The following is a 14,435-nucleotide window of genomic DNA, read 5'->3' as shown; positions in this document are numbered from 1 at the left end:
GGTCAATCCAGGTACTGGCAGGTGCCGCGCGCGATGTACGCGCCGTGGCCGGCGCGGCCGGTGAACTCCCTTCGCGTGATGACCGCCTCGCCGCGTGACAGGACCGTCTCCACCCGGCCGGTCAGGCGCTTTCCCTCGTACGCCGAGTAGTCGACGTTCATGTGGTGCGTGGCCGCCGAGATCGTCTGCTCCGCGTGCGGGTCGTAGATGACGACGTCGGCGTCCGCGCCCGGCGCGATCGTGCCCTTCTTCGGGTACAGGCCGAACATGCGGGCCGGTGTCGCGCAGGCGATCTCGATCCAGCGGCGGCGCGAGAGGTGCCCGTCGACGACTGCCTGGTGGAGAAGGTCCATGCGGTGCTCGACACCGGGCATCCCGTTGGGGATCTTGGAGAAGTCGCCGCGGCCGAGTTCCTTCTGCCCGGTGAAGCAGAACGGGCAGTGGTCCGTCGAGACGACTTGCAGGTCGTTCGTGCGCAGGCCGCGCCAGAGTGCCGCTTGGTGCTCCTGGGGGCGCAGCGGCGTGCTGCACACGTACTTCGCCCCCTGGAAGTCCGGCTCGGCGAGGTTGTCCGTGGACAGGAACAGGTACTGCGGGCAGGTCTCCCCGAAGACCGGCAGGCCCTCGTCCCTGGCCCGCGTCAGCTCGGCCACCGCCTCCCGCGCCGACACGTGCACCACGTACAGCGGCGCTCCCGCCACCTGCGCGAGCTTGATCGCGCGGTGGGTGGCCTCGGCCTCCAGCAGGGCCTTTCTGACCTCGCCGTGGTAGCGCGGGTCCGTCTGGCCGCGGGCCAGCGCCTGCTCGACGAGCACGTCGATCGCGATGCCGTTCTCCGCGTGCATCATGATCAGCCCGCCGTTCTCACCGGCCCGCTGCATGGCGCGCAGGATCTGCCCGTCGTCCGAGTAGAAGACCCCCGGATACGCCATGAACAGCTTGAACGAGCTGACGCCCTCCTCGACGAGCCCGTCCATCTGCTTGAGCGTCGCCTCGTTCACATCCGACACGATCATGTGGAAGGCGTAGTCGATCGCGCAGTTCCCGTCGGCCTTCGCGTGCCACGCGTCCAGTCCTGCCCGCAGCGCCTGGCCCTTGGACTGCACCGCGAAGTCGACGATGGTGGTGGTGCCGCCCCAGGCCGCCGCCCGGGTCCCGGTCTCGAAGGTGTCCGAGGAGAAGGTGCCGCCGAACGGGAACTCCATGTGCGTATGGGCGTCGACGCCGCCCGGGATCACGTACTTGTCGGTGGCGTCGATGACGCGTTCGGCGCTCCACGCCCCCGCCGCGGCGCTGCCGCTCGCGGCGAGCGCGGCGATGCGGCCGTCCTCGATCAGCACGTCGGCGTGGGTCTCCTCGGCGGCGGTGACGACGAGTCCGCCGCGGATCAGGGTGCGGGTACTCATGTGGTGCACTCCCTTTTCTGCGCAGGGTACGAGACAGGGGTACGTGACGTACGTGACAGGCGTCCCGCTGTGTACTAGGTGAACTAGACGCCGCGCAGGGCCTGTTCGAGGATGGCCGCACCCTCCTCCGCCTCCGCGACGGTCAGCGTGAGCGGCGGGGCGACGCGCAGGACGCTGGTGTTGTGGCCGCCTCCCTTGCCGATGAGCAGGCCGCCCTCGCGCGCCGCTTCGAGGACCGCGGCGGCGGCACGCTGGTTCGGCTCGTCCGTGCCCGGCTCGACCAGTTCGATGCCGATCATCAGGCCGCGTCCGCGCACTTCGCGTACGACGGGCAGCTGGGCGCAGATGGCCCGCAGCCGCTCGATGAGCAGGCCCCCGACGCGCCGGGCGTTGCCCTGGAGGTCGTGCTCCAGGAGATACGTCAGGTTGGCGAGGCCCGCCGCCATGGTGACCGGGGAGCCGCCGAACGTCGAGATGGAGTTGGCGTCGAGGGAGTTCATCACCTCGGCGCGGGCGACCACGCCACCGATCGACATGCCGTTGCCGATGCCCTTGGCGAAGGTCAGCATGTCCGGCGGGCCGCTCGCGGCGTGCGCCTGCCAGCCCCAGAAGTGCTCGCCCGTGCGGCCCCAGCCGGTCTGCACCTCGTCGGCGATCCACAGGATGCCGTGCTCGTCGAGGACTTCGCGGAACGCCCCGTACAGCCCGTCGGGCGGCGAGGTGAAGCCGCCGACGCCCTGGATCGGCTCGGCGATCAGCGCCGCCACTCCCCCGCGGGCCTGGCCGAGCATGTCCCGCAGGTCGGCGACGCACGCCGCGGTGAACTCGGCGTCGCTCAGCTCGGCGTACGGGCCCCGGCCGCGGACGCCCCCGTGCACGTACAGCGTCTGGAGCGGCGAGAGGCTGGTCGGCGACCACGACTGGTTGCCGGTGATGCCGACGGTCGTGAAGGATCGGCCGTGGTAGCTGTTGCGCATCGCCAGGATCTGGTTGGAGCGGCGGTGGGCGGTGGCGAGCAGCAGCGCCGCGTCGTTGGCCTCGGTGCCGGACGTGGTGAAGAAGACGCGGGCGTCGGGGATGCCGGACAACGCCGCGATCCGCTCGGCGAGTTCGACCATCGGGCGGTTCAGATAGAGCGTCGAGGAGTGGATGATCCGCCCGGCCTGCTCGCTGACCGCCTTGGTGACCTCGGGCAGGGCGTGCGCGGTCATGGTGGTGAGGATGCCGCCGAAGAAGTCGAGGTACTTCTTGCCTTCGGCGTCCCAGACGTGCCGGCCTTCTCCGTGGGTGAGTTCGAGGGGCCGCTGGTAGTAGAGCGCGAGCCACTCGGGCAGCACCGCTTTGTGGCGGTCGAACAGTTCGGTCACGGCTGCACCAGCCCTTCGTAGGCGTCGGGGCGTCGGTCGCGGTAGAACGCCCACTGTTGACGTACTTCCTCGATGAGCCCGAAGTCGAGGTCCCGCACGAGGAGTTCTTCGTCCTTGTCGCTCGCGGTCTCCCCGACGAACTGGCCGCGCGGGTCGACGAAGTACGACGTTCCGTAGAAGTCGTTGTCGCCGTACTCCTCCTGGCCCACCCGGTTGATGGCGGCGATGAAGTACTCGTTCGCGACGGCCGCCGCGGGCTGTTCCAGCTGCCAGAGGTGCGAGGAGAGGCCGCGGTGGGTGGCGGAGGGGTTGTAGACGATCTGGGCGCCGTTCAGGCCGAGTTGGCGCCAGCCCTCGGGGAAGTGCCGGTCGTAGCAGATGTAGACGCCGACCTTGCCGACGGCGGTGTCGAAGACGGGCCAGCCGAGGTTGCCCGGCTTGAAGTAGTACTTCTCCCAGAATCCCTTGACCTGGGGGATGTGGTGCTTGCGGTACTTGCCGAGGTAGCTGCCGTCGGCGTCGATCACGGCCGCGGTGTTGTAGTAGAAACCGGACCGCTCGACCTCGAAGACCGGGACGACGATCACCATGCCGGTCTCGCGGGCGAGTTCCCGCATGCGCGTGACGGTGGGGCCTTCCGGCACCGGCTCGGCCCAGCGGTAGTGCTCGGCTTCCTGGACCTGGCAGAAGTAGGGAGCGTTGAAGACCTCTTGGAACCCGATGACCTTCGCGCCCTGCCGGGCCGCCTCGCGGGCGTGCTCCTCATGCTTGGCGATCATGGATTCGGTGTCGCCGGTCCAGGTCGCCTGAACCAGTGCGGCGCGTACGACGTTGACCATGAGCTGCTCCTTCACTGCCCTGGGGAGGACTGTCCTTGAGGGGACATCAGAGAGCCTCTACGCCCGTAGATGCGCGGCGTAGAGAGAAGAACGTAAGCCCCGCCCGACGGGCCGAGCAAGACCATCGTCGTCAACCGGCGGAGTCGATCACGATTCGTACCCGAGCGGGCGAGGCGGGCCGGGGCGGTCGCGGGGTCAGGTGCTGAATCCCGCCACGCGCAGGGCGTGCACGAGGTCCCAGTGGTGCTCCTCGGAGACCGCCCGCGCCACTTCCAGGAGCAGCGGGATGAGGCGGTGGGGGTCGGTGTGGGCGCAGCGGGCCGCGTCCTCGGGCGTGCGGACGCGGAGATACGAGTCGAGCAGCGCGCGGGCTTCCCGTTCGCGGCCCGCGTCGATCAGCGCGAGGAGGGCCTCGGCGATCTCGGGGGCGGGGCGGGCGACGCCCTGCCGCAGCAGCTTCCGGCAGTCGTCGGCGCGGCCCGCCCCCGCGAGGGCGTCCGCCAGGGCGACCAGCTGCTCGGGCGGCAGCGAGGCGGCCTCCCAGAGGAGCGTCGCCCAGTCGGCGGCGAGACCGGCGCGGTGCAGTTCGACGGCGAGCGGCGGCAGCTGCTCGGCGGGCCAGCCCGCGGCTTCCACGAGTACGGCGTGCGCCTCGCCCGTGCGGGCCTCGCCGCGGAGCTGGAGGAGGGCCTGGACGGTTTCGGTGAGGTGAGGTGCGTAAGGCATGGCCTCGCTCATGGTGCGGGCGGCGTCGCCGGGTTCGGTAGGGCGGGGATCCGGGCCGGCCTGCGCGGGGTGGTAGCGGGCGCCGCGCGGGGTGGGACCACCGGCCGATTCGGCCTCGGGGGTGACGGCCGGGGGCACCTCGTCCTCCACGTCCGCCAGCCCGGCGAACCGCGCACCACGAGCGCCTCGGGCCCCTCGGGAGCGGCGCCGGGGGCGTTCGGGCTTGTCGGGGGCGGGGTCGTGGTGGGCGGGGGCGCCGCCCACGATGTCGCCGTCCGCGGCGGCGGGGTCCTGCTCCCAGGGCTGGTCCCAAACGCCGAGGTGGTGCTCGGAGGGCTGGTTCGGGACGTCGGGGTGGTGGTCGGAGGGCTGGTCCGGGGCGCGGGGGTGGGGGACGTGGTCCACCCAGAGGGGGCGTTCCGCCGCGTCCAGGCGGTCCATCCGCTCCCGCAGCTCCACGCACCGGGCGGTCGCCCGCTCGTGGTCGTCCCTGACCCAGGCCAGATCGAGGTTGATGCGGTCGGCCTCGTCGGGCGTGACCGCCTCGCTCAGCTGCCGCCCCAGTTCCGCCTGCCGCTCCAGGGCGATCCGCTGCTCCCCGAGCATCAGGTCGAGGCGGTCGCTCAGCAGCTCGCGGGCGCCGGGCCGGGCGTCGTAGGCCGTGAGGGAGGCGCGGTGCAGGGTGCGGGCCCTGCCCGTCTCACGCTCGGCCTCCGGGATACCGCGGTCCGCCGCGAGGTCGTGGAGCAGGGCCTGCACCACGTCCCAGGGCGGGACCTCCGCGCCGTCCAGGCAGGCACGCATGCCGTCGGGATCGCGTTGCCAGAACACCCCGCACCAGCCGGCCGACTGGTCGAGCCGCCCCAGCAGGTCCCTCAAGTACCTCGCGAACTCCCCTACCTGATCCGGGAGTTGTCCCACTGCCATCCGACCAGCACCGCCCCGTGGAGACTGGAGTCTTCCGATTCGGAAGATAACACCAGATGCGTTACGGCACGACTACACCCGGTTTTCTCGCCCGAGTCACCCCGCCCCGGAAAACCCGCTCAAGCGGCCGCGGCCAACTCGCACCGCAGAACGATCTCATCCAGCGAAAGCCCCAGCACAGAGGCCAACGCCGCCACGGTGAACAGCGCGGGCGTCGGCGCCCGCCCCGTCTCGATCTTCCGGAGCGTCTCCGCGGAGAGCCCCGCCTCCGCCGCCACCGAGACCATGCTCCGCGGCCCTCGCGCGTCCCGCAGCAGCTGCCCGAGCCGCTCACCACGCTCACGCTCTTCTGGGGTCAAGGGAGTGCGAACCATGCCGCCATCGTACGACGCCCATTTAAATACCGGTATAGTAATGGGCATGGTGGAACTCAAGACGGAACAATCGATCGACGCGATGCGCGAGGCGGGCCGCGTCGTGGCACAGGCACTGACCGCGGCCCGCGAGGCCGCGGGGGTCGGAGTCTCGCTGCTCGACCTCGACGCCGCCGCGCACGCCGTACTCCGCGAGGCCGGCGCCTCCTCGCCCTTCCTCGGCTACCACCCGCGCTTCGCCCCCGTCCCCTTCCCCGCGGTCCTGTGCGTCTCGGTCAACGACGCGATCGTGCACGGCGTCCCGGACGCGTACCGCCTGCGCGACGGCGATCTCGTCTCCGTCGACTTCGGCGCCGAGCTGGCCGGCTGGGTCGGCGACTCGGCGATCAGCTTCACGGTGGGGACCCCGCGCCCGGAGGATGTACGCCTGATCGAGACGGCGGAGCGCGCCCTGGAGGCGGGCATCGCGGCGGCGGTCGTCGGCAACCGCATCGGCGACATCGCCCATGCCATCGGCACCGTCTGCCGCGCGGCGGGGTACGGCATCCCCGAGGGCTTCGGCGGGCACGGCATCGGACGGCGTATGCACGAGGACCCAGGCGTACCGAACGAGGGCCGTCCCGGCCGCGGCATGCCGCTGCGCCCCGGCATGGCCCTCGCCATCGAGCCGATGGTGATCGCGGGCGGCGGCGACGGCTACCACCAGGCGCAGGACGGCTGGACCCTGCGCACGAACGACGGAAGCCGCGCGGCCCACGCCGAACACACCGTCGCGATCACGGAGGAGGGCCCCAGAATCCTCACGGCCCTGTGACACGGAAAGTTCGCGGAGTGGCTGAGGTTTCATCAGCAGGGGCGCCCCCGCTGGGAGTTGCTGGAAGCTCGCGGCGGGCGACACGGACGGCTGCGTCCACGTCCTGGAGATTGACGACGAAGTCCCGGAGACGATCACCCTGTCCCTGCACCGCGCCCCGGTGACCGCGCTCGCCTGTCTGAAGCTGGGCAACGGCAGGCGTCTGGTGCTCAGCGGCGACGAGAACGGCGTGATCCGCTACTGGAGCACCCGCCGCAAGCCGCCGCGCGCCCCCTTCGCCCGCCGCCGCACACCCGTCCGCGCGCTGGCCGCGACCCAGCTGGAGACCGGCCCCGCGCTCGCCGCCGCGTGGGCCGACGGCCTGGTCCGCATCTGGGACATCGGGTCCGACGCGGTGACCGGACTGCGCCTCGGCACCGGCATCACCTCCCTCGGCCTCGACACGGACGGGATGCTGCGCGTCACCGACGCGGACGGCACCTCCGTACTCCGTCTGGACCGACGCCGCGACGCCCAGCTCGCAGCGGTCCGCGAGGCGCTGCCCGCCCTGCGGTATCTGCACGACGACCCGGAGTCGTCCATCCGCTGGGCGGCCAACGAGCTGGAGCGGAACTGCGCGGCCTCGCCCGCATAGGGGCCTCGCACCGGCGAGGCCCCCGGGACGCGGCGGCTCACTCGGTGGGGTGCACCACCATCGCCGAGCCGCCGCCCCTGCGCTCCTTCTCCGCCGCCGCGAGCCACTTCCCGCCCGGCAGGCGCTGCACGCCCGTCGCCGCCCCGATCTCCGGGTTCCGCTTGAAGGAGTGTCCGATCGACTCCAGGGAAGCCCTCGTCCTGCTGTCCCACAGTCCGGGTTCCAGCTCGGTCTGCGCGGCGTTGCGCTGGCTCGCGCGCGGCGCGGCGATCGCGTCGACCAGGGGCAGGCCCCGGTCGACGAAGCCCGTCAGGGTCTGGAGCACGGTCGTGATGATGGTCGCGCCGCCCGGCGAACCGAGCGCCACCACCGGCTTGCCGTGCTTGAGCACGATCGTCGGCGAGATCGAGGAGCGCGGGCGCTTGCCCGGGCCCGGCAGGTTCGGGTCGTGCACCGCGGGGTCGGCGGGCGCGAAGGAGAAGTCCGTCAGTTCGTTGTTCAGCAGGAATCCGCGGCCCGGCACGGTGATGCCGCTGCCACCCGTCGACTCGATCGTGAGGGTGTAGGCGACGACGTTGCCCCACTTGTCGGCGGTGGTGAGGTGTGTGGTGTTCTCACCCTCGTACGTCGTGGGATCCGCCTTGTCCCCCGTCCCGCACGCCGCGGGTCGGCGCGGGTCGCCCGGCGCGAGCGGGCTCTTGAGCACCGCGTCGTCCTTGATCAGGCACTCCCGGCTGTCGGCGAACCGCTGCGAGAGGAGTTCCTTCGCCGGTACGTCCTCGAAGGCGGGGTCGCCCACCCAGCGGCCCCGGTCGGCGAACGCGATCCGGCTCGCCTCGATGAAACGGTGCAGGTACTTCGTCTTGGAGGCCTTGGACAGGTCGGTGCGCTCCAGGATGTTGAGCGCCTCGCCGACGCTGGTGCCGCCGGACGACGAGGGCGCCATGGAGTAGACGTCCAACCCGCGGTAGCTGGTCCTCGTGGGCTTCTGCCGCTTCACGTCGTACGACGCGAGGTCCCGCGGGGAGAGGTCGCCGGGCCGGGCCACGCGGCCGGACGCCGGGTCGACGGGCGGCTTGTTCACGGTGCGTACGAATTCCTTGGCGAGCTGTCCGTGGTACAGCGCGCCCACGCCCTTGCGGCCCAACTCCTCGTACGTACGGGCCAGATCGGGGTTCTTGAACGTGGAGCCGACCACCGGGAGCTTTCCGCCGGGCAGGAACAGCTTCGCCGAGGCGGGGAAGTCCCTGAACCGCTTCTCGTTCGACTCGGTCTGGGAGCGGAAGGTCGCGTCGACGGTGAAGCCGTCCCGCGCGAGGCGCTCGGCGGGCTTCAGGAGCGTGCCGAGGCGTTTGCTGCCCCAGGTATCAAGCGCCGACTGCCAGGTGGCGGGCGTGCCCGGCGTGCCGACGCCCAGGCCGCTGGTGACCGCCTCCGCGAAGGGGATCGGCTTGCCGTTCTCCAGGAACAGACCGGAGTCGGCGGTGCGCGGGGCGGTCTCGCGGCCGTCGATCGTGCTGACCTTGTGCGTCCTGGCGTCGTAGTGGACGAAGTACCCGCCGCCGCCGACGCCCGCCGAGTACGGCTCGGTGACGCCGAGCGCCGCGGCGGTGGCGACCGCCGCGTCCACGGCGTTGCCGCCCTTGCGCAGGACCTCGATGCCGGCGGCCGAGGCGTCCGGGTCGACGCTGGCGACCGCCCCGCCGTGCCCGACGGCGACCGGCACCTTCTCCGTGGTGGTCGCGGCCCGGTCCGCCCCCGCGGGCGCCGCGGCCGGTTCCGCCGAGCGCGTAGGCGAAGGGGGCGCCGCGGCACCGACCGACACCAATACCCCTCCGACCGCCCATAGCGTCAGATTACGTACGACAGCACGACGCATTCGTACCTCCAGTCAACAGCCGTCCGCGCAGCGTAACTTCGCATCCGGGTTCGCGTAAGGACCGCCTCGAACACTGCTCCGAAAGGCCGCTAGCATGCGCCCCCATGACTGACGACGTGCGCGATATCGTCCTCGGCCTGATCGCAGTCGGCATAGGTGCCGTCCTTGGCTGGCTCGTCCGCAGCTATCTGTGGAAGCGCAGGCTCCGCCGCAAGCAGGCCTTCTTCGGGCTGCCCGACAACTCCGAGTCGCTGCTCGTCGTCAACCGCGACGCGGGCGGCGGCGAGCTGATGGTGGTGCGCCACGACGTGTCCGCCCTCCTGGAACTCGCCGCGGTCATCAAGGACTGCGGGGCGCACACCCAGGTGGTTGCGCACGACGCGGCCCAGCGGAGCTTCGGCGAACGCACCGAGTTCTGCGTGGGCAATCCGGTGGCGCACCGCCGGATGGCGGCGCACATGCACTCGCTGCTCCCGGGCGTGCGGGTGAACACCGAGCCCGAGCCGATCCCCGACCGGGGCGCGTTCCAGATCGGCGCCGAGCGCTACCGCCTGGAGGCGGGGCTGACGGAGTACGTGATCCTCGCGCGGCTCACCGCCGACCAGGACCGGGACGCGCGGCCCGTCTTCCTCTTCTGCGGCCAGCGGGCGGTCACCAGCCAGGCGGCCACCCGCTATCTCGCCCGCCACCACGAGAAGCTCGCGCGCAAGCACGGCAACAACTCGTTCGTCCTGCTGCTGAAGATCGTCAATTCGCAGGCGTACGGTCCCGACGTCGTCGAGCTGGTCGCGGACGTCACGCGCGCCGCCCAGACGCCGCTCCCCACGCCGACGGGCCGCGCCTCCCATCGCGCCAAGTGAAGACACCGTCACGGAACGCCGACTCCACTCGCCCCCATCTGTGATCTAGCAGTCAATTCCGGACATCAGACAACCCGTACGGGCTCTGCGCCCTCTCTCCATGCAGTCCACATTCGCATGGAGGTACGTTTCCTTGTCCCCGCAGAGCTGTTCGAGCCGCCGCCGCCCCCTTCGCACCCGCCACGCGGCTGCCGCGGGCCTCGCGGTGCTCGCCGCCGCCCTCACCGCCTGCTCGGGCGGCAGCGGCTCGTCCGGCGCCGACAAGGCCGCCGAGAAGCCGAAGATCTCGGTGAACCTCACGGGTCAGCGGGCGAAGGCGGGCGGCCCGGTCACCGTGAAGCTGGCCGATGGCAAGCTGAAGCAGGTGACCGTCGCCGACGCCAAGGGCGCGAAGCTGCCCGGCAAGGTCTCGGCGAACGGCACCACCTGGAAGTCGGCGCGCGTGGCGGCCCCCGGCACCGCGTACCAGGTCGAAGCGGTCAGCGACCAGGGCGGCAGCGCGAAGGCCTCCTTCAAGACGGCCGCACCCGAGCAGGTCAACAAGGTGACGCTCACCCCGGGCAAGGACTCCACGGGCAAGTTCCCCACCGTCGGCATCGCCCAGCCCCTGTCGATCACCTTCGACCACCCGGTGCGCAACAAGGCCGAGGTGGAGAAGCACCTGAAGGTGACCACGTCGAACGGCACCACCGGGTCCTGGGGCTGGATCAAGAACTACGACGGCAAGGACCGCGTCGACTGGCGCCCCAAGGAGTACTGGAAGTCCGGCACGAAGGTGAAGCTGGACGCCCGGCTCAACGGCATCGACTCGGGCGGCGACGACTGGTTCGTGCGCGACTACGCCACCGGCTTCACGGTCGGCAGGAGCCAGGTCGTGAAGGTCGACCTGGACAGCAAGACGACGACGCTGACGCGGGACGGCAAGACGGTCAGGTCGCTGCCCATGTCGGCGGGCACCCCCGGCGGCGAGAAGGCCTCCTGGGGCGGCACCTCGGTGCTGATGTCGAAGGAGGGCACGATCAACATGCGCTCCGAGACGGTCGGCCTCACCGGCAGCAACAGCTACGACAAGATGGTCGACTACTCGATGCGGCTGACCTGGTCGGGCATGTACGCGCACGCGGCCCCGTGGAACGCCGCGTTCTTCGGCAACACCAACCACAGCTCGGGCTGCGTCGGCATGAGCACCGGCGACGCGGGCTGGCTCTACCGCGAGGCTCAAATAGGCGACCCCTTCGAGGTCACGGGCAACGGCTCCAAGGGCGTCCCGGACCCGGGCAACGGCTTCGGCGAGTGGAACGTCTCCTGGTCCGACTGGCAGGCCAAGAGCGCGCTGAAGTAACCGCGCACCCTCCAAAGATCGTTACCGGGGCGTAACTTACCGATGGGTTACCCCCGGTAAGGGTTCCCGGTTACCGTCGGGTCACTTTGCACTTTCAACGAGTGAGGAAGTGACCCGTGAGAGCTCCGCGCCCCCACCGGACCCTCCGTACGACCGCCGTGGGCACCATCTCCGCGACCCTCGTCGCCGGCACCGCCCTCGGTCTCGCCCCGGCGGCACAGGCGGCACCGGCCGCCACGCCGCCGGCCGCGAGCGCCACCGACGTACGCTTCGTCGACATCCCCGGCGACGGCGGCACGGTCCTCAAGGCCAACGTCTTCACCCCGAAGGACGCGAAACCCGGCGCGACGTACCCCTCGATCGTGCTGCCCACCAGCTGGGCCATGCCCCAGATCGAGTACGTCGCCCAGGCCCAGAAGCTCGCGAACTCCGGCTACGTCGTGGTCAGTTACAACTCGCGCGGCTTCTGGCAGTCCGGCGGCGAGATAGGGACAGCGGGCCCCGAGGACATCGCCGACGCCTCCAAGGTCATCGACTGGACCCTCGCGAACACCCCGGCCGACCCCGCCAAGGTCGGCATGGCGGGCGTCTCGTACGGCGCGGGCATCAGCCTGCTCGCCGCCGGGCACGACAAGCGGATCAAGGCGGTGGCCGCGCTGAGCGGCTGGGCCGACCTGATCGACTCGATCTACAGCGGGCGCACCCAGCACGCCCAGGCCGCCGCCCTGCTCGGTGGCGCGGGCGCGCTCACCGGCCGCCCGAGCGCCGAACTCCAGCAGACGCTCAAGGACTTCCTCGCCTCCAACCTGGACAAGGAGGACGAGATGATCGCGTGGGGCGCCAAGCGCTCCCCCGTGACCTACCTCGACCGGATCAACGACAACGGCGCGGCCATCATGCTCGGCAACGCCTGGGGCGACACCCTCTTCCCGCCCAACCAGTACGCCGAGTTCTACGAGCGTCTGACCGGCCCCAAGCGCTTGGAGCTGCGCCCCGGCGACCACGCGACGGCGGAGGCCACCGGCCTGCTCGGGCTGCCCAACGACACCTGGACCTCGACCCGGCGCTGGTTCGACCGCTACCTCAAGGGCGCGGACAACGGCATCGACAAGGAGCAGCCGGTCCAGCTCAAGTCGCGCTCCACGGGCGGCTACGAGGGCTACCCGGACTGGAAGTCGGTCGGGCCCACCCGCAAGAAGATCGCGATGGCGGGGACCACCACGATCCGTACGAACGTCGACTCGGGCGCCAACGGCGGCATGGCGATCCTCTCCAACGCCCTCGACCAGTTCCTGAGGATCCCGCCGATGGCCTCGGTGCCGCTGCTCCCGCGCCGCTACACGGGCGTGTGGCAGTCGGAGAGGTACGCGACGCCCCAGCAGGTGCGCGGCACGGCGAAGCTGCACACCACGCTCACCAGCACCAAGGAGAGCGGCACCCTCGTCGCGTACCTCTACGACGTGGGCCCGCTCGGCCTCGGCAAGCTGGTCAGCAACGCGCCGTACACCTTCCACGGCAAGACGCCCGGTGAGCCGTTCGCCGTGGACCTGGAGCTGTTCTCCACGGCCTACGACGTACCGGCAGGACACAAGCTCGCCCTGGTCGTCGACACGGTCGACCCGCTCTACATCGAGCACAACCCGTCCGGCGCGCAGCTGACCTTCTCCTCGCCGCAGGCGGACCCGTCATACGTGTCCATTCCCCTGCGCGAGCAGTGATCTCCGGCTGCTGCCGGTGCGGGCGTGGCCCTACGAGCTACTGCACACCCGGCAGCAGCGTCCCTGGTTCGGCCGGCGCGACGTCCGCGGCCTCCGTCTTGGGATTGCGCCGCTGACGCTTGGACACCCACTGGGCGAACCACGACAGCAACATGCACATCCCGATGTAGATAGGTGAGATCACCATGACCACGGGGATGAAGGGCAAATCGTAGTCGAGATTCGACGCGATCAGCTTCCCGGCGTGGAGGAACTCCTCGTAGGTGATGAGAAATCCCAGCGAGGTGTCCTTGAGGGCCACCACCAACTGGCTGATGATGGCGGGCAGCATGGCGCGCAGGGCCTGGGGCACGAGGACGTAGCTCATGACCTGGGTCTTGCGCATGCCGAGGGCGTAGGCGGCCTCTTTCTGGCCGCGTTCCATGGAGTTGACGCCCGAGCGGAAGACCTCGGCGAGCACCGAGCCGTTGTAGAGCGTGAGTCCGGCGACCAGCGCGGGCAGCGGCTGCACCTTCAGCGCCACGAAGACGAAGAAGATCATGACCAGGACGGGCATCGCGCGGAAGAACTCCACGAGGAGCGTGGCCACCCAGCGCACCGGCCGGTGCTCCGAGAGCCGCCCCATGGCCAGCAGTCCGCCGAGCGCGAGCGCGAGGACCGCGGAGATCGCGAAGGCCTTGAGCGTGTTGCCGAGGCCCCGCAGGAGGAGTTCCTGGATGCCCGCGTACTCGAAGGGCGTCCACTTGGTGGAGGTGAACTGGTCGGTGTCGAAGAGCAGATACAGGATCCAGCCGACGAGGGCGAGCACGACCAGGGTGGAGAGCACCCCGTAGAGCTTGTGCCGCCGTACGGTCCTGGGCCCCGGGATGTCGTAGAGGGCGGTGGAATCGTGGGAGAGGGCTTTCATCGGGCGACTCCCCAGCGCTTTTCGAGGATGTTGAAGACCGCGCTGATGGCGAGGGTGATGATGAGGTAGCCGAGGGCGATCCAGACGAAGGTCCAGACGATGTTGTAACCCAGCTCGTTGAGCGTCTTGTACGTGCCGAGCAGCTCGGTGACGCTGAAGGCCCCGGCGATCGCGGAGTTCTTGGCGAGCGCGATGAGGTTGGAGCCGACCGGGGCGATCACGGACCGGAAGGCCTGGGGCAGCACGACCATCGACAGGGTCTGGCCGAAGGACATCCCGAGGCTCCTCGCAGCCTCGCCCTGTCCCTTGGGCACGGTGTTGATGCCCGACCTGAGCGCCTCGCAGATGAAGGCGGAGGTGTAGCAGCCGAGCGCGAGGACCGCGAACACCTTGAAGGGCAGCACGAGACCGAAGCGCGGCAGGCCGAGCAGTACGGCGAAGAAGAGCAGCGTGAGCGGGGTGTTGCGCAGGACCGCCACCCACACCGTGCCGAAGGCCCGGAAGGAGCCGACGGGCGCCACGCGGAACGAGGCCATGAGGAAGCCGAGCACGAGCGCGAGGACCGAGGCGTAGACGGTGAGTTCCACGGTGCCGAGGAAACCGTCGCCGTACGTGGAGAAGTTGTCTGTCAGTACGTCCACG

Annotated in this window: 13 protein-coding genes; 5 read left to right on the top strand and 8 right to left on the bottom strand. The window is 70.4% G+C overall.

Going from position 1 to position 14,435, the window contains the following annotated elements:
* Window positions 1–2: 2 nt before the first annotated feature.
* The 5 genes from hydA to IG54_RS0106370 all read right to left on the bottom strand — a co-directional run bounded on the left by hydA (window position 3) and on the right by IG54_RS0106370 (window position 5,639).
* Window positions 3–1,406, bottom strand: a complete 1,404-nt coding sequence (gene hydA, locus IG54_RS0106390) for a dihydropyrimidinase (RefSeq protein WP_030778360.1) — start codon at window positions 1,404–1,406, stop codon at window positions 3–5.
* Between the two features lie 83 nt (window positions 1,407–1,489).
* Window positions 1,490–2,773: an aspartate aminotransferase family protein gene (locus tag IG54_RS0106385; RefSeq protein WP_030778357.1), complete on the bottom strand. Its 1,284-nt coding sequence runs from the start codon at window positions 2,771–2,773 to the stop codon at window positions 1,490–1,492.
* A complete protein-coding gene (locus IG54_RS0106380) occupies window positions 2,770–3,612 on the bottom strand; it encodes a nitrilase-related carbon-nitrogen hydrolase (protein WP_030778354.1) in 843 nt (280 codons plus the stop codon). Before IG54_RS0106380 ends, IG54_RS0106385 begins: the two co-directional genes overlap by 4 nt.
* A 195-nt stretch (window positions 3,613–3,807) precedes the next feature.
* Entirely contained in the window at window positions 3,808–5,217 is a 1,410-nt protein-coding gene (locus IG54_RS0106375; RefSeq protein WP_324615407.1) for a hypothetical protein, read from the bottom strand.
* A 167-nt stretch (window positions 5,218–5,384) separates the two neighbouring features.
* Entirely contained in the window at window positions 5,385–5,639 is a 255-nt protein-coding gene (locus tag IG54_RS0106370) for a helix-turn-helix domain-containing protein (protein WP_030778350.1), read from the bottom strand.
* Between the two features lie 46 nt (window positions 5,640–5,685).
* On the opposite strand from IG54_RS0106370, the gene map reads away from it, so the two are divergent.
* Both map and IG54_RS0106360 read left to right on the top strand, forming a co-directional pair.
* Entirely contained in the window at window positions 5,686–6,453 is a 768-nt protein-coding gene (gene map / locus IG54_RS0106365; RefSeq protein ID WP_030778348.1) for a type I methionyl aminopeptidase, read from the top strand.
* 160 nt (window positions 6,454–6,613) lie between these two features.
* Window positions 6,614–7,087 (top strand): hypothetical protein, encoded by a 474-nt coding sequence (locus IG54_RS0106360; RefSeq protein ID WP_030778344.1) that lies wholly within the window; start codon window positions 6,614–6,616, stop codon window positions 7,085–7,087.
* A gap of 37 nt (window positions 7,088–7,124) precedes the next feature.
* Here the strand turns inward: IG54_RS0106360 and ggt are convergent, their stop codons facing one another.
* Window positions 7,125–8,966: a gamma-glutamyltransferase gene (ggt, locus tag IG54_RS0106355; RefSeq protein ID WP_030778342.1), complete on the bottom strand. Its 1,842-nt coding sequence runs from the start codon at window positions 8,964–8,966 to the stop codon at window positions 7,125–7,127.
* 104 nt (window positions 8,967–9,070) lie between these two features.
* Here ggt and IG54_RS0106350 point away from each other — a divergent pair, with 104 nt between their 5' ends.
* The 3 genes from IG54_RS0106350 (at window position 9,071) to IG54_RS0106340 (ending at window position 12,886) form a co-directional block, all read left to right on the top strand.
* Window positions 9,071–9,826: a hypothetical protein gene (locus IG54_RS0106350; protein ID WP_030778340.1), complete on the top strand. Its 756-nt coding sequence runs from the start codon at window positions 9,071–9,073 to the stop codon at window positions 9,824–9,826.
* Window positions 9,827–9,959: 133 nt separating this feature from the next.
* The gene (locus IG54_RS0106345; RefSeq protein ID WP_030778337.1) at window positions 9,960–11,168 is read left to right on the top strand and encodes a L,D-transpeptidase; all 1,209 of its coding nucleotides are present in this window, start codon (window positions 9,960–9,962) and stop codon (window positions 11,166–11,168) included.
* A gap of 116 nt (window positions 11,169–11,284) precedes the next feature.
* Complete coding sequence (locus IG54_RS0106340) at window positions 11,285–12,886, top strand: CocE/NonD family hydrolase (RefSeq protein ID WP_030778336.1); 1,602 nt, start codon at window positions 11,285–11,287, stop codon at window positions 12,884–12,886.
* A gap of 37 nt (window positions 12,887–12,923) precedes the next feature.
* Here the strand turns inward: IG54_RS0106340 and IG54_RS0106335 are convergent, their stop codons facing one another.
* Complete coding sequence (locus tag IG54_RS0106335; RefSeq protein ID WP_030778334.1) at window positions 12,924–13,793, bottom strand: amino acid ABC transporter permease; 870 nt, start codon at window positions 13,791–13,793, stop codon at window positions 12,924–12,926.
* Window positions 13,790–14,434: an amino acid ABC transporter permease gene (locus IG54_RS0106330; protein WP_030778332.1), complete on the bottom strand. Its 645-nt coding sequence runs from the start codon at window positions 14,432–14,434 to the stop codon at window positions 13,790–13,792. The genes IG54_RS0106335 and IG54_RS0106330 overlap by 4 nt, the downstream gene beginning before the upstream one ends.
* Window position 14,435: the final 1 nt, after the last annotated feature.

The organism is Streptomyces sp. NRRL S-920 (genome assembly GCF_000717945.1).
Lineage (GTDB): Bacteria > Actinomycetota > Actinomycetes > Streptomycetales > Streptomycetaceae > Streptomyces > Streptomyces alboniger.
Note: the sequence above shows the minus strand (reverse complement) of the source record. Positions and strands in the feature narration are given on the sequence as shown.

What these genes read in the sequence shown, in the direction of transcription:
- hydA (WP_030778360.1), bottom strand. Translation starts at nt 1,406, where the DNA reads ATGAGTACCCGCACCCTGATCCGCGGCGGACTCGTCGTCACCGCCGCC.
- IG54_RS0106350 (WP_030778340.1), top strand. Translation starts at nt 9,071, where the DNA reads ATGACTGACGACGTGCGCGATATCGTCCTCGGCCTGATCGCAGTCGGC.
- IG54_RS0106335 (WP_030778334.1), bottom strand. Translation starts at nt 13,793, where the DNA reads ATGAAAGCCCTCTCCCACGATTCCACCGCCCTCTACGACATCCCGGGG.
- map (WP_030778348.1), top strand. Translation starts at nt 5,686, where the DNA reads ATGGTGGAACTCAAGACGGAACAATCGATCGACGCGATGCGCGAGGCG.
- IG54_RS0106380 (WP_030778354.1), bottom strand. Translation starts at nt 3,612, where the DNA reads ATGGTCAACGTCGTACGCGCCGCACTGGTTCAGGCGACCTGGACCGGC.
- IG54_RS0106370 (WP_030778350.1), bottom strand. Translation starts at nt 5,639, where the DNA reads ATGGTTCGCACTCCCTTGACCCCAGAAGAGCGTGAGCGTGGTGAGCGG.
- ggt (WP_030778342.1), bottom strand. Translation starts at nt 8,966, where the DNA reads ATGCGTCGTGCTGTCGTACGTAATCTGACGCTATGGGCGGTCGGAGGG.